This is a genomic window from Streptomyces sp. NBC_01294 (genome assembly GCF_035917235.1).
GTDB lineage: Bacteria > Actinomycetota > Actinomycetes > Streptomycetales > Streptomycetaceae > Streptomyces > Streptomyces caledonius.
In genome coordinates, this window is the sequence record NZ_CP108423.1 from 1,564,236 (window position 1) to 1,582,171 (window position 17,936).

13 protein-coding genes and 1 riboswitch are annotated in these 17,936 nt (G+C 74.0%); of the genes, 6 read left to right on the forward strand and 7 right to left on the reverse strand.

Features of this window, described 5'->3' with window-relative positions:
• Positions 1–459 precede the first annotated feature (459 nt).
• The 3 genes from OG534_RS07185 to OG534_RS07195 form a co-directional block, all read right to left on the reverse strand.
• A complete protein-coding gene (locus tag OG534_RS07185; RefSeq protein ID WP_326587239.1) occupies positions 460–1,725 on the reverse strand; it encodes a M20 metallopeptidase family protein in 1,266 nt (421 codons plus the stop codon).
• 132 nt (positions 1,726–1,857) lie between these two features.
• Positions 1,858–2,298, reverse strand: coding sequence for a VOC family protein (locus OG534_RS07190; protein WP_326587240.1), 441 nt, complete (start codon positions 2,296–2,298; stop codon positions 1,858–1,860).
• Positions 2,299–2,401: 103 nt separating this feature from the next.
• Entirely contained in the window at positions 2,402–3,382 is a 981-nt protein-coding gene (locus OG534_RS07195; RefSeq protein ID WP_326587241.1) for an oxidoreductase, read from the reverse strand.
• Positions 3,383–3,646: 264 nt separating this feature from the next.
• Here OG534_RS07195 and cbiE point away from each other — a divergent pair, with 264 nt between their 5' ends.
• The 3 genes from cbiE to OG534_RS07210 are packed head-to-tail and all read left to right on the forward strand — an operon-like array spanning position 3,647 to position 6,466.
• The gene (gene cbiE, locus OG534_RS07200) at positions 3,647–4,963 is read left to right on the forward strand and encodes a precorrin-6y C5,15-methyltransferase (decarboxylating) subunit CbiE (protein ID WP_326587242.1); all 1,317 of its coding nucleotides are present in this window, start codon (positions 3,647–3,649) and stop codon (positions 4,961–4,963) included.
• On the forward strand, positions 4,960–5,709 hold the full coding sequence (gene cobM, locus OG534_RS07205) for a precorrin-4 C(11)-methyltransferase (RefSeq protein ID WP_326587243.1): 750 nt from the start codon (positions 4,960–4,962) through the stop codon (positions 5,707–5,709). The genes cbiE and cobM overlap by 4 nt, the downstream gene beginning before the upstream one ends.
• A complete protein-coding gene (locus OG534_RS07210) occupies positions 5,699–6,466 on the forward strand; it encodes a cobalt-precorrin-6A reductase (protein WP_326587244.1) in 768 nt (255 codons plus the stop codon). The genes cobM and OG534_RS07210 overlap by 11 nt, the downstream gene beginning before the upstream one ends.
• A gap of 58 nt (positions 6,467–6,524) precedes the next feature.
• On the opposite strand, the gene OG534_RS07215 is transcribed toward OG534_RS07210, so the two are convergent.
• From OG534_RS07215 to cobG, 3 genes are read right to left on the reverse strand one after another with little or no spacing between them, the layout of a single operon-like run.
• On the reverse strand, positions 6,525–8,108 hold the full coding sequence (locus tag OG534_RS07215; protein WP_326587245.1) for a precorrin-2 C(20)-methyltransferase: 1,584 nt from the start codon (positions 8,106–8,108) through the stop codon (positions 6,525–6,527).
• Positions 8,105–8,752: a precorrin-8X methylmutase gene (locus OG534_RS07220; protein WP_326587246.1), complete on the reverse strand. Its 648-nt coding sequence runs from the start codon at positions 8,750–8,752 to the stop codon at positions 8,105–8,107. Before OG534_RS07220 ends, OG534_RS07215 begins: the two co-directional genes overlap by 4 nt.
• Positions 8,749–10,137, reverse strand: a complete 1,389-nt coding sequence (cobG, locus tag OG534_RS07225; RefSeq protein WP_442807218.1) for a precorrin-3B synthase — start codon at positions 10,135–10,137, stop codon at positions 8,749–8,751. The genes OG534_RS07220 and cobG overlap by 4 nt, the downstream gene beginning before the upstream one ends.
• A 370-nt stretch (positions 10,138–10,507) precedes the next feature.
• Positions 10,508–10,608: riboswitch (cobalamin riboswitch) on the forward strand.
• Positions 10,609–10,661: 53 nt separating this feature from the next.
• Between cobG and cobN the strand changes: the two genes are divergently transcribed.
• Positions 10,662–14,279: a cobaltochelatase subunit CobN gene (gene cobN, locus OG534_RS07230; protein ID WP_326587248.1), complete on the forward strand. Its 3,618-nt coding sequence runs from the start codon at positions 10,662–10,664 to the stop codon at positions 14,277–14,279.
• Positions 14,280–14,445: 166 nt separating this feature from the next.
• Here the strand turns inward: cobN and OG534_RS07235 are convergent, their stop codons facing one another.
• Positions 14,446–14,667 (reverse strand): hypothetical protein, encoded by a 222-nt coding sequence (locus tag OG534_RS07235; RefSeq protein WP_326587249.1) that lies wholly within the window; start codon positions 14,665–14,667, stop codon positions 14,446–14,448.
• Positions 14,668–14,991: 324 nt separating this feature from the next.
• On the opposite strand from OG534_RS07235, the gene OG534_RS07240 reads away from it, so the two are divergent.
• Together OG534_RS07240 and OG534_RS07245 are read left to right on the forward strand one after the other, a co-directional pair.
• A complete protein-coding gene (locus OG534_RS07240) occupies positions 14,992–15,414 on the forward strand; it encodes an SUKH-3 domain-containing protein (protein ID WP_326587250.1) in 423 nt (140 codons plus the stop codon).
• A 481-nt stretch (positions 15,415–15,895) separates the two neighbouring features.
• Positions 15,896–17,905 carry an ABC transporter ATP-binding protein gene (locus tag OG534_RS07245; RefSeq protein ID WP_326587251.1) on the forward strand — a complete coding sequence of 670 codons (2,010 nt, stop codon included), beginning with the start codon at positions 15,896–15,898 and terminating at the stop codon, positions 17,903–17,905.
• Positions 17,906–17,936: the final 31 nt, after the last annotated feature.

Genomic DNA, 17,936 nt, shown 5'->3' on the forward strand with positions numbered 1-17,936 from the left:
GCGCGGTGATCCCAACGACAGGGCCCGGCCCGCCGAGGAGTTCCCTGATCGAGCCGGTGATGACGTTGTGCAGCCGACGGCCGAGGTTGCCGTCCATGTGCGCAAGGCCGCTGTTGCGGTGCCCCCTGCGGCTCTCGTCCAGACGGATGTGCTCCGGGCCAGGCTGCCCGTCGCCGAGGTCCTGGGGCCGGCCACCCTCGCCTACTTGTCCAGCCCGGATTTCCGTCCCATGTCCGCGGACCGGACGGTGACGCGCGTGCCCGCGGAGCACCCGGGCCTGCATGCGGCTCGACGGCGGAGGCGTATCCGGAGGGTGAACAGGCGTACGTGGGTGCGGGCATGAAGGTGCCGGGATCCGGGTGGAGCCGTCCCGAAGGCCAGGACGCGTCCGGTCGATCACGCGACTGGTCCCGCAGCCGTCGGACAGGACGTCTCTCCTTCGTTCCTACGCCCGAGACGTCATGTCCCCGGCCGTACGCACGGGACGGCGTCGGGCAGGGGTCCGGCTTGCAGGGCCGCGGCGGCGTGGAGGGCGGCTCCTGTGGCCAGGGCGTTCTCGTCGAAGACGACACGGTTGGAATGGATGTCGGGGGCCCCGGCGGGTGGGGTGCCGGGCGGGCGGGCCCCGAGGAAGGCCATCGCGCCCGGGACTCGCTGCAGGACGTAGGAGAAGTCCTCGGCGCCCATGAACGGTGCGGGCAGGTGGTGGACCCGGTCGGGCCCGAGGAGGGTGACCGCGGTGTCGTGCAGGGCCGCTGTGCGGGCGGGGTCGTTGACCACGGGCGGGTAGCCCTCGGTCAGGGTGACGTCGGCGTGCGCGCCGTGAGCAGCGGCGATGTGGTGGGCGATGCGGGTGATGCCGTCGCGCACCAGTTGCCGGGTGTCGGGAGAGAGGGTGCGGAAGGTGCCGCGGATCTCGGCGGTCTCGGGGATGACGTTGGCCGTCGTGCCCGCGTGGATCGAGGCGACGGTGACCACGGCCGGATCGAAGACGTCGACGGTCCGCGTGACCATGGACTGCAGGGCCTGGACGATCTCGCAGGCGACGGGGACGGGGTCGAGGGCCCGGTGCGGTGCCGAGGCGTGTCCGCCGCGGCCGCGTACGGTCACGTGCAGCCCGTCGGAGGCGGCGAAGGTGGGGCCCGGCCGCAGGTGCAGGGTGCCGCTCTCGAAGCGCGTGGTGATGTGCAGGGCGAACGCGGCCGCCACGCCACTGCCGTCGGCGGTCTCCAGCACCCCCTCGTCGATCATCTGCCGGGCGCCGCCCCCGGATTCCTCCGCGGGCTGGAACATGAAGACGACGCGGCCGGCCAGCAACGGGCGGCGGGCCGCGAGCAGCCGGGCGGCCCCGACCAGCATGGCCGTGTGGGTGTCGTGTCCGCAGGCGTGCATGGAGCCCGGCACCTGGGAGGCGAAGTCCAGACCGGTCTCCTCGTCCAGGGGCAGCGCGTCCATGTCGGCGCGCAGCAGGACCGTGGGGCCGGGCAGGGCGCCTTCGAGGGTGGCGGTGACCGAACTCAGACGGGAGCCGGTCGCCAGGTCCAGCCCCAGCCCGCCCAGCGCCTCCAGGACCGCCTGCTGGGTGCGGGGCAGGTGCGTGCCCCTCTCGGGGAAGCGGTGGATGCTGCGGCGCAGTGCCACGATGCCGGGCAGGGCGGCGCGCGCCTCGGCGAGCAGCCCCGCGAAGGCGCCCCGGGGCGGGGTGTCACTGCCGGCCGCCGTCACCGTGCCACCTCTGCCGTGCGCTCTGCCGGCGCGGGCGTGCTCGCGTACGGGGGCCGGCAGGTGCCCGGCTCGGCGGGGCTGCCGGCCGGTGGAGCACTGCGCACGGCGTCTCCTCCATGAGTCGGGCCTCGATCAGTTCGCCGCACCGCCGAAGTCGGGCAGGGTGACCGAGCCGTCTGCGGCAAGGGTGAATCCCGGGTTGTACGCGACTTCCCAGCAATGGCCGTCCGGGTCCGCGAAAGCGCTGGAGTAGAACCCGATCGCATTGACGGCCGCGGGCTTGGTGATGGTGCCGCCTGCCCGTCGTACGGCGGCGAGCAGCTCGTCCACCTCGGCCTCGGAGCGGACGTTGTGGGACAGGGCGATCCCGCCGAACCCGGCTGCCGGTCCGGGCTCCACGCCGCAGTCGCGGGCCAGCTTGTCCCGATCCCACAGCACCAGCGCGAGCCCGCCGGCCTGGAAGAAGACCGTCTCCTCGACCTCCTGGCCCCGCCAGCCCAGGGCCTCGTAGAAGCCCTTGGCGCGTGCGAGATCGGAAACGCCCAGAGTGACCAGGGTGATGCGCTGTTCCATGCGTTCACGCTAGAACGCCGGGCGGGACGGCGGCCGCCGACGCACCGCCGACCCGCACGACGTATCTCCCGAGCTTGACCGACCGGCCGACCGGCCGACCGGCTCAGCGCGGCAGGGATCCGTACGAGACTCCCGTGAGCTTCTCGGAGGCGGCCCAGAGCCGTTCGCCGGACGTGTCGTCGAGGGTCCACTTCGCCCGCCAGGACCGCACCGGCGTTCCGCGCCAGCCGAACCGGGGGCCGATGAACGCGTCCGGCCCGACCCCGGGCGCGGTGGCCGCGTAGAGGGTGGGCAGCGCGCCCGCGGAGGTGGGCTGGGCGACGACCGCGTTGCCGAACGCCGCCACGCGCGAGTTGAGGGTGGGGCCCTCCAGGGTCGACGCTCCGGCGTGCAGGTTGCTGGAGGCGTAGCCGGGGTGGGCCGCGGCGGCGGTGATCGTGGAGCCCGCGGCGGTGAAGCGGCGGGACAGTTCGTGCGTGAAGAGCAGGTTGGCGGCCTTGGAGCGGCCGTAGGCGGCCCAGCGGCGGTAGCCGTGCTCGCCGTCGAGGCCCCCGAGTCTGTCGAGGCCGCCGCCACCGCTGTGGCCGAGGCCGCCGTCGGCGAAGCCCGCCTTCCCGAGGACGTGGAAGCCGCTGGAGACGTTGACGATCCGGGCCCCGGGGGCGGCCGCCCGCAGCCTCGGGAGCAGCAGGCCGGTCAGGGCGAAGTGCCCGAGGTGGTTGACCCCGAACTGCGTCTCGAACCCGTCGGCGGTCCGCCCGTACGGGAGCGCCATCACGCCGGCGTTGTTGATCAGCAGGTCCAGCGAGGCGCGCCGGCTGCCGTACGCGGTGGCGAACTCCCGTACGGAGGCCAGGTCGGCCAGGTCCAGCGGTACGAACTCCACCTCCGCGTCCGGCACTTCCGCGCGCAGCCGGATGACGGCGGCCCGGCCGCGCGCCGCGCTGCGGCAGGCCAGCACGACCTGGGCGCCGCGCCGGGCGAGTTCCCGGGCGGTGACGTAGCCGATCCCGCTGTTGGCCCCGGTCACGACGGCGGTCCGGCCGCGCTGGTCGGGGATGTTCACGGCGTTCCAGCCGGGCATGGCAGCTCCCTCGCGAAGGGGTGGGGTTACCGAGGGTAGACGGAGAGCGTCGCGACGGACCCGGGAAAGCACCACGAAGGTGCCATGACGGGGCCACGACGGGGCCCGCGAAGATGCCCGCGCAGGTGCCCGCGCAGGTGCCCCGCGGAGAGGTGCACGAAGATGCCGCACTGGTGTCGCGAGGGTGGGCGCGGGACCCGGATCCGCAGGCCAGTAGGCTGCGAGTCGCCCGCTCTCCCCATCCCGTCCCCGAGGAACCGCGCAGTGAGCTCCGCACCGCCCCCCATACTCGCGACGGTCGTCGGCCTCGGCGCAGACGGCTGGACCGGGCTCACCGCCGCCGCGCGGTCCGCCCTGTCCTCGGCCGAGGTGCTGATCGGCGGGCCGCGCCAGCTGGACCTGCTGCCCGCCGCCGAGTGCGCCGGTGAGCGGGTGGCGTGGCCGAGCCCGCTGCGGCCGGCCGTACCCAAGCTGATGGCCGAGCACGCGGGCCGCCGGATCGCGGTGCTGGCCAGCGGCGATCCGATGTTCTACGGGATCGGCCGCGCCCTCGCCGAGGAGCTCGGGCCGCACTCGCTGCACGTGTACCCGCACCCCTCGTCCGTGTCCTACGCCTGCGCCCGCCTGGGCTGGCCGGTGGAGGACACCGAGGTGATCACGGTGGTCGGCCGCCCGATGGCCCGGCTCGCGGCCGCGCTCCACGAGGGGCGCCGGGTGCTGGTGCTCAGCGCCGGAGCAGCGTCCCCCAACGAGATCGCTGCTCTGCTTCGAGAGCGGGGCTTCGGCCCGAGCCGGATGCGGGTGCTGGAGCAGCTCGGCTCCGAGCGCGAGGACGCGTACGAGGGCCGGGCCGACAGCTGGGACCACGCGCCCGGCGATCCCCTCAACGTGGTCGCCCTCGACTGCCGCCGCGACCCGTCCCACCACGCGCCGCGCCTCGGCGCGACCCCCGGCCTGCCGGATGCCGCGTACGAACACGACGGCCAGCTCACCAAGCGGCACGTCCGGGCCGCGACCCTGTGCGCGCTGGCCCCGGCCCCCGGCGAGCTGCTGTGGGACATCGGCGGCGGCTCCGGCTCCATCGGCATCGAGTGGATGCGGACGCACCCCTCCTGCCGGGCGGTGGCGGTGGAGCGCGTCCCGGAGCGCGCCGCGCGGATCACCCGTAACGCGGCGGCGCTCGGCGTACCCGGCCTGCGCGTGGTCGTCGGCGCCGCGCCGGAGGCACTCGCCGGTCTCCCCGCCCCCGACGCCGTGTTCATCGGCGGCGGGCTGACCGCGCCCGGTCTGCTGGACGCGGTCTGGGCCGCGCTGGCCCCCGGCGGCCGGCTGGTGGTCAACACCGTCACCCTGGAGTCGGAGGCGGTCCTCACCGACCGCTACCGGCGCCACGGCGGCGAACTGGTGAAGCTGGCGGTCGCGCACGCCGTGCCGGTCGGCGGTTTCACGGGCTGGCGGCAGGCGATGCCCGTCACCCAGTGGTCAGTGACGAAGACGGAGTCGACCGGGTCATACGGCTCGACCGGGTCAGCCGGCTCGACCGAGTCGACCGAGTCGACCGAGGAGAAGGATCAGAAATGACCGTGTACTTCATCGGCGCGGGCCCCGGCGCCGCCGACCTGATCACGGTGCGCGGTGCCCGGACCCTGGCCGCCGCCCCGGTCTGCCTGTACGCGGGCAGCCTCGTGCCGCGCGAACTGCTGGCCGAGTGCCCGGCGGACGCCCGGCTGGTCGACACCTCGCAGCTGAACCTGGACGAGATCATCGCCGAGTGCGTACGGGCCGACGCGGCGGGCCAGGACGTGGCGCGGCTGCACTCCGGCGACCCGTCGATCTTCAGCGCGGTCGCGGAGCAGATGCGGCGCCTCGACGCGGCCGGCATCCCCTACGAGGTCGTCCCGGGCGTTCCGGCCTTCGCCGCGGCGGCCGCCGCGCTCAAGCGGGAACTGACCGTCCCCACCGTCGGGCAGACCGTCATCCTGACCCGGATCGCCCAGCAGGCCACCCCCATGCCGCCCGGCGAGGACCTGGCCACGCTCGGCCGCAGCGGCGCGCTGCTGGTCCTGCACCTGGCCACCCGCTACGTCGACCGGGTCGTCGACGAACTGCTGCCGCACTACGGGGCCCAGTGCCCGGTGGCCGTGGTGGCGATGGCCAGCCGCCCCGACGAGCTGATCCTGCGCGGCACCCTGGCCGACATCGCCGCCCAGGTGAAGGAGGCGGGCCTGGTCCGCACCGCCGTCATCCTGGTGGGCCGCACCCTGGGGGCGGAGCAGTTCCGCGACAGCCACCTGTACTCCCCCGAGCGCGACCGGCATGTCTGCTGAACCGGGCCCCCTCCCGGCCCATCACGTTCTGATCCTGGGTGGCACGACGGAGGCCCGCCGGCTGGCGGAGTCGCTGGCGCACGACCCCTCGTACCGGGTGACGACCTCGCTGGCGGGCCGGGTCGCGGCGCCGGTCCTCCCGCCCGGCGAGACCCGCATCGGCGGCTTCGGCGGCATCGCGGGCCTCGCGGCCTGGATCGCCGTCCACGACGTCACGCGCGTCATCGACGCCACCCACCCCTTCGCGGAGCGGATGAGTTTCAACGCGGCCGATGCGCAGGCGCTCACGGGCGTCCCGCTGCTGGCGCTGCGGCGCCCCGGCTGGACGCCGGAGCCCGACGACGACTGGACCTTCGCGGACTCCCTCGCCGACGCGGCCGCGCTGCTGCCCGGCCTCGGCGCCCGCGCCTTCCTCACCACCGGCCGGATGGGCCTGCACACCTTCGCGCACCTCACCGACACCTGGTTCCTGGTGCGTTCGGTGGACCCGCCGGAGGCGCCGGTGCCGCCGCGCCTCGAGGTCCTGCTCGCGCGGGGCCCGTTCACCCTCGACGACGAGCGGGAACTGCTCGCCCGGCACCGGATCGACGTCCTGGTGACGAAGGACAGCGGCGGCTCGGCCACCGCCCCCAAGCTCACGGCCGCCCGCGAGGCGGGCATCCCGGTCCTCGTCGTACGCCGTCCCGCCGTCCCGGAGGGTGTGGCGGAGGCGGATTCGGTGGCCGCGGCCCTGCACTGGCTCGGGTCGCGGGCCTGAAAAGGGGCGAGGCCCGGGGCGGTGAACCGCCCCGGGCCTCAGCACACCTGCGGGTCCGTCACGGGTAGCGGCGCGGCGTCCACGTAATCCGTGACCCGTCGGGCCGCTCGGTGACCTGCGTCTGCGAGGAGCCGATCAGCAGGATCGTGCGCATGTCCACCTCGGACGGCTCCAGTTCGGCGAGCGTGACGATCCGCACCGACTGCTCCGGGCCGCCCACGTCGCGCGCGACCACCACCGGGGTGCCGGGCGCGCGCAGCTCCAGCAGCAGCTCGCGGGCCTGGGCCACCTGCCAGGTCCGGCTGCGCGAGCCGGGGTTGTAGAGGGCGAGCACCAGGTCGGCCGAGGCGGCCGCGCGCAGCCGCTCCGCGATGACCTCCCACGGCTTGAGCCGGTCGGAGAGGGAGATGGTGGCGTAGTCGTGGCCGAGGGGGGCGCCGGCCGCTGCGGCCGCGGCGTTGGCCGCGGTCACGCCCGGCAGGACCCGTACGGGCACGTCCTTGTACTCCGCCTGCCCGGCCACCTCCAGGACCGCCGTGGCCATGGCGAAGACACCGGGGTCGCCGCCGGACACCACGGCCACGCGCTGCCCGCGCCGGGCGAGGTCGAGGGCGAACTCGGCGCGCTCCGACTCCACCTTGTTGTCGGAGCCGTGCCGGATCTGCCCCGGCTTCACGGGAATCCGGTCCAGGTACGTCGTGTAGCCCACCAGCACCTCTGCGTCGGCCAGCGCGCGCCGGGTCTGCGGGGTGAGCCACAGCGGACCCGCCGGGCCGGTGCCGACGACGGCTACCTCGCCGGGGCCGGACGGCACGCTGCCCGGGTTGCCGATGCGGCTGGGGACCACGGCGACGGCGAAGTACGGCACGCTGTCGGGGTCGGTGTCGGCGAGGAGCCCGGTGCGCTCGCCCGCCATGGTGGCGCGCTCGACGTAACGGGCCTCGGCGAGCCGGCCACTGGCCTCCATCGCGCCGCGCACGGCCGGGAAGGTCCGGCCGAGCTTCATCACGACCGCCGAGTCGGTGGCGGCGAGGCGGGCGGTGAGCTCCTCCTCGGACAGGGTGCCGGGGAGGATGGTGAGGACCTCCTCGCCCTCCACGAGCGGGGTGCCGAGCCGGGCGGCGGCGGCGCTCACCGAGGTGACGCCGGGGATCACCTCGGTCTCGTACCGGTCCGCGAGCCGCTTGTGCATGTGCATGTACGAGCTGTAGAAGAGCGGGTCGCCCTCCGCGAGCACGGCGACGGTCCGGCCGGCGTCCAGATGGGCGGCCAGCCGGGCGGCGGCGGCCTCGTAGAACTCCTCCATCGCGCCCTGGTAGCCGCCGGGGTGGTCGGTGGTCTCGGTGGTGACCGGGTAGACCAGCGGCTCCTCGATGTGCGTCTCGCGCAGGTGCTTCGCGGCGATCGAGCGGGCGATCGAGCGGCCGTGGCGGGCGCTGTGGTAGGCGACGACGTCGGCCTCGCCGATCACCTCGACGGCGCGCAGGGTCATCAGGCTCGGGTCACCGGGCCCGAGCCCCACCCCGTAGAGGCGTCCGGTGGGCACGGTGGGCCCGGTCGGTCCGGTCGGTCCGGTCGGTCCGGTCGGCCCGGTCGGCCCGGTCGGCCCGGTCGGCGCCGTCGCCTGGCCGTCGGTGCTCATTCGGCCACGCTCGCAATGGCGTTGACGGCGGCCGCGGCGATGGCGCTGCCGCCTCGGCGGCCGCGCACGACCAGGTGGTCGAGCCCCGAGGGGTGGGCGGCGAGCGCGTCCTTGGACTCGGCGGCGCCGATGAAGCCGACGGGGACCCCGATGACGGCGGCCGGGCGCGGGGCGCCCTCCTCGATCATCTCCAGCAGCCGGAACAACGCGGTGGGCGCGTTGCCGACGGCGATCACCGAGCCCTCCAACAGGCCCCGGTCACGCCAGACTTCGAGGGCGGCGGCGCTGCGCGTGGTGCCCATCTTCGCGGCGAGCTCCGGCACGGCCGGGTCGGAGAGCGTGCAGATCACGTCGTTGTCGGCGGGCAGCCGCTTGCGGGTGACCCCGCTGGCGACCATCTGCACGTCGCACAGGATCGGCGCACCCGCCTCCAGCGCGGCGCGGGCGCGCAGCACGACCTCGGGGGTGTACCCCAGGTCCTGCGGGAGGTCCGTCATCCCGCAGGCGTGGATCATGCGCACCGCGACCTGGGCGACCGAGGCGGGCAGCCCGGAGAGGTCCGCCTCGGCGCGGATCGTGGCAAAGGACTGGCGGTAGATCGCGGCGCCGTCCTTCTCGTACTCGAACACGGTGTACTCGCTCATTTCTGCGCTGGGTCGTCGGGCTGTGCGTCTTCAAGAACCAAAGGGTGGTGAGGTGCGGGCGCCGCACGCTCTGCACGCGCTGCCTGCCGTACGTACTGACGCGCGTCCGCGAGGGCGCGGGCGAGCTCATGATCCGGTACGCCGAGTCGCGGGGCGCGGCCCTCGACACGGAGGTCGTATCCGGCGGGGGTCGCGACCAGGTCCACCCAGGCGGCGCCGCGCGGATGCCCGCAGCGGCGTTCGCATCCGGACCAGTGGACGGCCAGCGGCCCGCGGGCCCGCTCCATGACGGCCCGGGCGTCGGCGCGTACGTCGGCCAGGGATTTCGCGCAACCAGGCTTCCCCGTACAGGCGGTGACGGACCGCCAGGCGCTGTCGGGCTCGGTGACCAGTCCTGCGCCGGCGAGGCCGTCGAGCGCGCGGGCCGCCTCGCGCGCGGGCAGGCCCGGGACGACGATCCCCCGCCAGGGGGTCAGCCGGACCCGGCCGATGAGATCGGCCAGCTGCCGCCACTGCCGGGTGGTCAGCCGCCCGAGGGGCGCGAGCACGGAGAGCCCGGCGATGTCGTCGACGGGCCCGGCCACGATGCCGGGCTCGGGCGGCCGGCCGTCCCGGCGGGGCGTGTCGGCGGCCGCGACCGAGCCGATCCCCGCGGCGGCCAGGCGTCGGGCCAACTCCTCACGGCTCAGGGCGTGTTCGCGGGGCAGCTCGGCCACCCGCCAGGCCTTGGTCCCGGCGTTCCGGACGGCGTCGAGGAAGTACTCGGCGGCGGTCAGGGCGGCCCGGGGCCCGTCCTGCGCGGAGACGAGGACCGCTTCCCGCGGGTCCTCCCCCGCCCAGAGCACGGCCCGGTCGGCGCCGTGCGCGGTGAGGTTCACGTCCGCCGCGAGCGAGGTCACGTCACCGCGGCCGTCGTCGAGAGCGAAGAGGAACCGCCCGGACAGCCCGGCCGCCGCGTCACTCGCGCAGAGCAGCCCGTCCAGCTCCGCCACCCAGGGCGACACGTCGGGCAGCCCCCGCCCGTCGAGGCCGGTCAGCGGCGAGCAGACGACATTGCGCACCCGCTCGTGCGTGGGCGCGGGCAGCAGCCCCGCGTCGGCCAGCAGCCCGGCCAGCTCCCCGCCGCAGCTCGCGCCGAGGCCGCGCAGCTGCACGTTGCCGCGGGAGGTGAGGTCGAGGTGCCCGTCGCCGAGCCGGTCGGCTGCATCGGCCAGCAACCGTGCCGCGTCGCCGCCGAGCAGCCCGCCCGGTATCCGGACCCGCGCCAGGAACCCGTCGTCAGCCGCGTGCAGGCGCAGTGCGCCGGGGCAGGCGTCACCGCGTTCCCGTATGACGGGTTCGTCCCGCGATGCGGCGGAAGGGGGCTGGGGCATGGCGGCGAGCATACCCACGATTCCCGTCCCCCGACCTGTGTCCGTCGCCACCCTGACCAGCGATCCAGCCCGGCCAAATCAAGCCCCGCCGGCGTTTGAGGCGCGGGGCCCCGGGCAGAGCCCCGGCAACGACGCCGCACCCACCCCACCAGCTCAGCCCACCAGCCCAGCCCCACCAACTCCAGCCCCGCCAACTCCAGCCCCGCCGGCGTTTGAGGCGCGAGGTCCGGGGCAGAGCCCCGGCAACGGCGCCGCACCCGCCCCCCACCGGCCCCGCCCAGCCACGCCCCAGACCCGCCCAAGCCGGCGCAGCGCCCCCGCATACGCGCCGCCCCCCGCCCCGCCCCTAAGATGACCTTCCGGCGGACCACACGGCCCGCCATCGCCGAGGACGGCGACATGGGAGGAAGCCCGGTGAGATTCCGGCGCGGTCCCGCCACTGTGAACCCGGCAGAGCCACACCGCCGGGCAAGTCAGGAACTCCCGCTGTCCTCACTGCCCGGGGCGCGGAAACCCCGAGGAAGGCCTGCCGCCGCATGATCCTGCTGCTGTCGACGTCCGACACCGATCTGCTCAGCGCCCGCGCAGCGAACACGGCGGACGGCCCCGTCCCCTACCGGTTCGCCAACCCCTCCCGTCTCCCCCTCGATGACCTCCCGGGCCTCCTCGACGGAGTCGACTTGGTCGTCGTACGCCTCCTCGGCGGCCTCCGCGCCTGGCAGGACGGCCTCGACCTGCTCCTGGCCCCCGGCCAGACCCGCCCGGTCGTGGTCCTGACCGGGGAACAGGCCCCCGACGCCCAGCTGATGGAGGCCTCCACGGTCCCGATCGGCATCGCGGCCGAGGCCCACGGCTACCTCGCGCACGGCGGCCCCGCCAACCTCGACCAGCTGGCCCGGTTCCTCTCCGACACCGTCCTGCTGACCGGTCACGGCTTCGAGCCGCCCGCCGCCTCCCCCACCTGGGGCCCCCTGGAGCGCACCGCGCGGCAGACCACCGGCCCCACGGTCGCCGTGCTCTACTACCGCGCGCACCAGATGAGCGGCAACACCGCCTTCGTCCACACCCTCTGCGAGGCCATCGAGGCCCACGGCGCCCAGCCGGTCCCCCTCTACGTCTCCTCCCTGCGCACGCCGGAACCGGGTCTCCTGCAGGCCCTGGAGTCCGCGGACGCGATCGTCACCACCGTCCTCGCGGCCGGCGGCACCCGCCCCGCGACCGCCTCGGCCGGCGGGGACGACGAGTCGTGGGACGCGGGCGCGCTCGCCGCGCTCGGCGTGCCGATCCTCCAGGCCCTGTGCCTGACGGGCTCGCGCAGCAACTGGGAGGAGAGCGACGAGGGCCTCTCCCCCCTCGACGCCGCGACGCAGGTCGCCGTGCCCGAGTTCGACGGCCGTCTGATCACCGTCCCGTTCTCCTTCAAGGAGCTCGACGAGGACGGCCTGCCCGCGTACGTGGCCGACCCCGAGCGGGCCGCCCGGGTCGCGGGGATCGCCGTACGCCACGCCCGCCTGCGCCACATCGACCGCCGCGACAAGAAGGTCGCGCTGGTCCTCTCCGCCTACCCGACGAAGCACTCCCGCATCGGCAACGCGGTCGGCCTCGACACCCCGGCCAGCGCAGTGGAGCTGCTTCGCACCCTGATCGCCGGCGGCTACGACTTCGGCCCCACCGAGGGCATCCCGGGCCTGGTCTCCGGCGACGGCGACGAGCTGATCCGCGCCCTGATCGAGGCCGGCGGCCATGACCAGGACTGGCTGACCGAGGAGCAGCTGGCCCGCAATCCGGTCCGCATCCCGGCCGCCGACTACAAGCGGTGGTTCTCCGCGCTCCCCGCCCAGCTGCGCGAGAGCGTCGAGGAGCACTGGGGCGAGGCCCCGGGCAACATGTTCGTCGACAGGTCCGCCAACCCCGAGGGCGACATCGTCCTCGCCGCCCTGCGCCGCGGGAACCTCCTGATCCTCATCCAGCCGCCGCGCGGCTTCGGCGAGAACCCGATCGCGATCTACCACGACCCGGACCTGCCGCCCTCGCACCACTACCTGGCCGCGTACCGCTGGATCCAGGCCCGCGCGGAGGACGGCGGCTTCGGCGCCGACGCGATGATCCACCTGGGCAAGCACGGCAACCTCGAATGGCTGCCCGGCAAGAACGCCGGCCTGTCCGCGTCCTGCGCACCCGACGCGGCCCTCGGCGACCTCCCGCTCATCTACCCGTTCCTGGTCAACGACCCGGGCGAGGGCACCCAGGCCAAGCGCCGCGTGCACGCCACCCTGGTCGACCACCTGGTGCCGCCGATGGCGCGCGCGGAGTCGTACGGCGACATCGCCCGCCTGGAGCAGCACCTGGACGAGTACGCGCAGATCTCGGCGATGGACCCGGCCAAGCTGCCGGCCATCCGCGCCCAGATCTGGACCCTGATCCAGGCGGCGAAGCTCGACCACGACCTCGGCCTCGAAGAGCGCCCGGACGACGACGGCTTCGACGACTTCCTCCTCCACGTCGACGGCTGGCTGTGCGAGATCAAGGACGCGCAGATCCGCGACGGCCTCCACGTGCTCGGCGGCGCCCCGACAGGTGCCGCCCGGGTCAACCTGGTCCTGGCGATCCTGCGCGCCCGTCAGATCTGGGGCGGTACGACGGCCCTGCCCGGCCTGCGCGAGGCGCTCGGCCTGGACGAGTCCGCGGCCACCCGTACCTCGGCGGACGCCGTCGAGGAGACGGCCCGCGCCCTGGTCCAGGCGATGGAGGACGCGGACTGGGACCCGTCGGCGGTGGCCTCGGTCGCGGCGGGCCACTCCGCGGACGTCGCGGCGGTCCTCACCTTCGCGGCCCGCGAGGTGGTCCCCCGCCTGGCCGGCACGACGGACGAGATCGCCAACGTCGTCGCCGCCCTGGACGGCCGCTTCGTCCCCGCCGGCCCCTCCGGCTCGCCCCTGCGCGGCCTGGTCAACGTCCTCCCGACGGGCCGCAACTTCTACTCGGTCGACCCCAAGGCCGTCCCCTCCCGCCTCGCGTGGGAGACGGGCCAGGCCCTGGCGGAGTCCCTCCTCACCCGCTACCGCACGGACAACGGCGAGTGGCCCCCCTCCGTCGGACTGTCCCTGTGGGGCACGAGCGCGATGCGCACCTCGGGCGACGACGTGGCCGAGGCGCTGTCCCTGCTGGGCATCCGCCCGGTCTGGGACGAGGCCTCGCGCCGCGTCACGGGCCTGGAGCCGATCCCCCTCGAGGAACTCGGCCGCCCCCGCATCGACGTGACGCTCCGCATCTCGGGCTTCTTCCGCGACGCGTTCCCGCACGTGATCGGTCTCCTGGACGACGCGGTGCGCCTCGCGGCGTCCCTGGACGAGCCCGCGGAGTCGAACTTCATCCGCGCCCACGCCCAGGCGGACCTGTCCCTGCACGGCGACGAACGCCGCGCGACGACCCGTATCTTCGGCTCGCGCCCGGGTACGTACGGCGCCGGCATCCTCCAGCTGATCGACTCCCGCGACTGGCGTACGGACGCGGACCTCGCCGAGGTGTACACGGTGTGGGGCGGGTACGCGTACGGCCGCGGTCTGGAGGGCCGCCCCGCGCGCGAGGAGATGGAGACGGCCTACAAGCGCATCACGGTCGCCGCCAAGAACACGGACACGCGCGAGCACGACATCGCGGACTCGGACGACTACTTCCAGTACCACGGCGGCATGGTGGCCACGGTCCGCGCCCTGCGCGGCACCGCCCCTGAGGCCTACATCGGCGACTCCACCCGCCCGGAGACGGTCAAAACCCGCACCCTGGTCGAGGAGACCTCGCGCGTCTTCCGCGCCCGCGTGGTGAACCCCAAGTGGATCGAGGCGATGCGCCGCCACGGCTACAAGGGCGCCTTCGAGCTGGCGGCGACGGTCGACTACCTCTTCGGCTACGACGCCACGACGGGCGTGGTCGCGGACTGGATGTACGACAAGCTGACGGAGACGTACGTCCTGGACCCGACCAACCGCGCCTTCCTGGAGGAGGCCAACCCCTGGGCCCTGCACGGCATCGCGGAGCGCCTGCTCGAAGCCGAGTCGCGCGGCATGTGGGAGAAGCCGGACCCGCAGATCCTGGAATCCCTCCGCCAGGTCTACCTGGACACGGAGGGCAACCTGGAGGGCGAAGGCGAGTAGCCCACGGACGGGTCTCGACGAAAGGCTGTCCTCCTCCCCCTTTCAGGGGCGAGGAGGACAGCCTTTTCGCGGTCAGGTCCGCGGACCCCGAGTACGCGAACCACCTGGCCCGGCGAGCGCACAGCCCACCCGGACCGAGTACTGCACGCCGCCGACCGACCGGCGACTAGACCTTGACGGTGTGATGCAGCGCGACGAGCGCCTGCGCCCACCGCACGTACTTCAGCTGCCCGAAGTCGGCGACGGTCTTGACCCCGAACGCCTCCCGCAGCAGCTCGCCGTCCTTCTCACTGACGCCCTTCAGCGCGGCCACGGGAGCCGCGAGCACATCGGAGAGCGGCTTGTCGGCCCACGCCTTGTCGAGCACCTTGTCCAGATCGATCGCCATGAGTGTCCCTCCCGGAACGCCGGATCCAAATACCGGGCCAAACCTAACCCAATCCGACAATCGCCCCACGCTACGACACCCCGAAGCACCGGCGGCCTGGGTGCCTGGAGCGGTGTCGAAGTTGCCGAGGTCTACGCAGCGGCCTGAGGCCGGGTGGTAGATCGCGCCGTCGGCGAAGGGGAGGAACTTCCGGGCGGGGAGTGGGGCCGCTCGCACCGCACGTCATCAGCCGGAGCTTCACGACCGTGGGAGGTAAGGATGACCCAATTCACCTCGATGACGTCGCCGGAATCATCGGATTGCAGCCGTAGATTCTCTCCCGCCGTGGAAGAGGAACTCCACGCGGCTGGGTGGATGCCCGGCAGGAATATCGACGCCAGCGCATGGATTACACCTTTCGAGGCGGCAGGACTCCCTGCGCATGAGGCTGCCCGTACATTCCTTTCAGAGTTCGGGGGACTTCGGTTCATGTTCTCGGGCCCCGGCATAGAATGCGCACGAGAGCCGTTCGACCTGGATCCGTCGGAATGCGAGGGAGAAGAGGATCTCTTCCTCGAGTGGGGCGAGGAGCTTGGGCTGTCACTCTTTCCGATTGGCCAGACGCGGGAGGGGGTGGAATTCATGGCGATTGACGAGACGGGCTTGATCTGCACGCTGGGCACCTATGCAGGAAGCTACGGGAAGGTACCCCAAGCCTTCGAGCGCCTTCTTCTCGGACTGGAGTGCGAGATTCTGGGAAGCCAGTGACCTTGCGCCGCCTCTCTCGCCGGTCGGCGTCACATGCGATGCGCCCGCCGAGCCGACGGCAGCCCTACGACTGGAACCGCCCTGCCACGCAGCGCTGGAGCATCCCCGTCCCCGGCACGGCACCTCTCCCCGTCCCCACCCCGTAGCTCCCGCAGCACACCGGAGGCCGTCTCCCCACCTCGGGGAGGCGGCCTCCCGCCGTGTGCGCCGGGGCGACAGCGGTGGCTGGTGCCGCGCAATCCCTCGAAGGGGGGCATCGACACCTCCGGGTGGTTCGAACGCCCCGTCACCGCACGGCCCTTGGGGTGCGGGCCCTGGTCGCAACTGTGTGCGGGCGTTCGTTCCCCGGCGCCCGTGACGCCGCTCTGAGCAGCCACGTTCTTGCGGCGTCAGTGCGCAGCCGCGGCACCTCGGGAGGAACCTTGCGATCCATGCACGTTCATGTGGTGTTCGACCCGGCACCGGGCGGAGGTGGCCGCGCATGAGGCTCCTCAAGCGGCCCCGCGCCGCCGAACCGGCCGTCTCCGAGAGCGAACGCCGCCTCTTCGGCGGACCCCTGCGCTACGACGCCGGCTGGTCCAACCACGACTACGCCCGCCTCGAGGGGCGGCTGCTGACCACCCTGCGCTCCATGCCCCGCATGGTCGGCGGGACCCTGCGCCTCGCCTGGGACACCGACCGCCCCGCCCTGCTCACCGTCGCCGCCTCCGAGGCCGGGCAGGGGGTCACCTCCGCCGTCGGGCTGCTCGTCATCAGCGAGGTGCTCCGTACGCTGCTCGGCGCGGGCAGCGCCGCCGACCGGCTGCACGCCGCCCTGCCCGCCCTGGCCACCGGCGCGCTGGTCGCCGTACTGGGCGCCGTACTGGCCTCCCGTTCCACGGCTGCCGCCGGGCGGCTGGAGCCCAAGGTCGAGCGGGCCGCGCACGAGCAGTACCTGAGCGCCGCCGTCGAGGTGGAGCTGGAGGCCATCGAGGACGGGGAGTTCCGGCGGCTGCTGGACAGCGCCCAGTGGGGGCCGCCCTCGGCCCGCCGGACGGTGGGGGCCTGCGTGGCCACCCTCGGCGGGGTCATCTCGCTGGTCGCCACCGCCGGGGTGCTCACCGTGCTGCACCCGCTGCTGCTGCCCCTGCTGCTGCTCATCGCCGCCCCGCGCGGCTGGGGTGCGATGCGGGTGGCCCAGCGCCGGTACCTGTCCGTGATCACCTGGGTGGAGCACGTACGGGCCGCCCGGCTCATCGGCCAGCTGCTGATCTCCCGTACGTCGGCCCCCGAGGTACGGGTGCACGGCGTCGGCCGCTACCTCCTCGGCCACTACCGCAACATGGCCGAGGTCGCCGAGAGCGAGGCCACCCGCCTGGCCAAGGACAAGGCCGCCACCGAGCTCCTCGCCGCCGCGCTCTCCGGCGTCGCCGCCCTCGTCACGTACGGGGCGATGGGCGCGCTCATCGTCACCGGCCGGATGGACCTCGCCGTCGCCGGCACCGCCGTGATCGCGGTGCGCACCGGGTCGGCGAGCCTGGGCGCGCTCGTCTCCACCACCAACACCCTGCACGAGGAGTCCCTGTACGTCCGGGACCTGGAGCGGTTCGTCGCCGAGGCGACCCGCCGCGCCATCCCGTCCGGCGGGCGGCCGCTGCCCGAGCGGCTCGCCGCGGTACGGCTCCAGGACGTGGACTTCACCTACCCCGACCGGGACGAGCCCGCCCTCAGCGGGGTCTCCCTCACCATCGAGGCGGGCACCGTCGTCGCCCTGGTCGGCGAGAACGGTTCCGGCAAGAGCACCCTGGTCAAACTGCTCGCCGGTCTGCACCTGCCCGACTCGGGCTCGCTGACCTGGGACGGGGTGGAGGTCCGGGAGGCCGACCGGGAGCAGGTCTTCGACCGGGTCGCCCTGCTGACCCAGGACTTCGAGCGCTGGCCGGTGACCGCCCGCACCAACATCGCCATCGGCCGGCCCGGCGCGGAGGGACCGGAGCGGGCGGTGGACGCGGCCGCCGAGGTGGTCGCCGCCGCCCGGTACGCGGGGGCCGACCGGATCGTCGACAAGCTGCCGCACGGCTACGAGACCCTGCTCGCCCGGGTGTTCAGGGGAGCCTCGGAGCTCTCCGGCGGGCAGTGGCAGAAGTTCGGGCTGGCCCGCACCCGCTTCCGCGACGCCCGCGTCCTCGTCGTGGACGAGCCCACCTCGGCGCTCGACCCGGAGGCGGAGATCGCCGCCTTCGACAGCATCCGCGGCCTCGCCGGGCCGCAGCGGGCGGTCGTCCTCGTCACGCACCGGATGTCCGGCGTGCGGTTCGCCGACGTCATCTACGTCCTGCACGAGGGCCGGCTCGTCGAACAGGGCAGCCACGAGGAGCTGCTGGCCCTGGGCGGGCGGTACGCGACGATGTTCCGGATGCAGGCCGAGCAGTTCACCCGGGAATCCCGGCCCGCGTCCCCCTCCATCCCCCGGCAGGCCCCCGCACCTCGGAACGACACCTCCGTCAACTGACGCAGCGGCGACCGCGGCCCGTGGAGGTCTC

Bases quoted from the DNA above. Each gene is read 5' to 3' on its own strand.
- OG534_RS07220 (WP_326587246.1), bottom strand. From the start codon at position 8,752: ATGAGCGAGTACACCGTGTTCGAGTACGAGAAGGACGGCGCCGCGATC.
- cobN (WP_326587248.1), top strand. From the start codon at position 10,662: ATGATCCTGCTGCTGTCGACGTCCGACACCGATCTGCTCAGCGCCCGC.
- OG534_RS07210 (WP_326587244.1), top strand. From the start codon at position 5,699: ATGTCTGCTGAACCGGGCCCCCTCCCGGCCCATCACGTTCTGATCCTG.
- OG534_RS07190 (WP_326587240.1), bottom strand. From the start codon at position 2,298: ATGGAACAGCGCATCACCCTGGTCACTCTGGGCGTTTCCGATCTCGCA.
- cobG (WP_442807218.1), bottom strand. From the start codon at position 10,137: ATGCTCGCCGCCATGCCCCAGCCCCCTTCCGCCGCATCGCGGGACGAA.
- OG534_RS07195 (WP_326587241.1), bottom strand. From the start codon at position 3,382: ATGCCCGGCTGGAACGCCGTGAACATCCCCGACCAGCGCGGCCGGACC.
- OG534_RS07215 (WP_326587245.1), bottom strand. From the start codon at position 8,108: ATGAGCACCGACGGCCAGGCGACGGCGCCGACCGGGCCGACCGGGCCG.
- cobM (WP_326587243.1), top strand. From the start codon at position 4,960: ATGACCGTGTACTTCATCGGCGCGGGCCCCGGCGCCGCCGACCTGATC.
- OG534_RS07235 (WP_326587249.1), bottom strand. From the start codon at position 14,667: ATGGCGATCGATCTGGACAAGGTGCTCGACAAGGCGTGGGCCGACAAG.
- OG534_RS07245 (WP_326587251.1), top strand. From the start codon at position 15,896: ATGAGGCTCCTCAAGCGGCCCCGCGCCGCCGAACCGGCCGTCTCCGAG.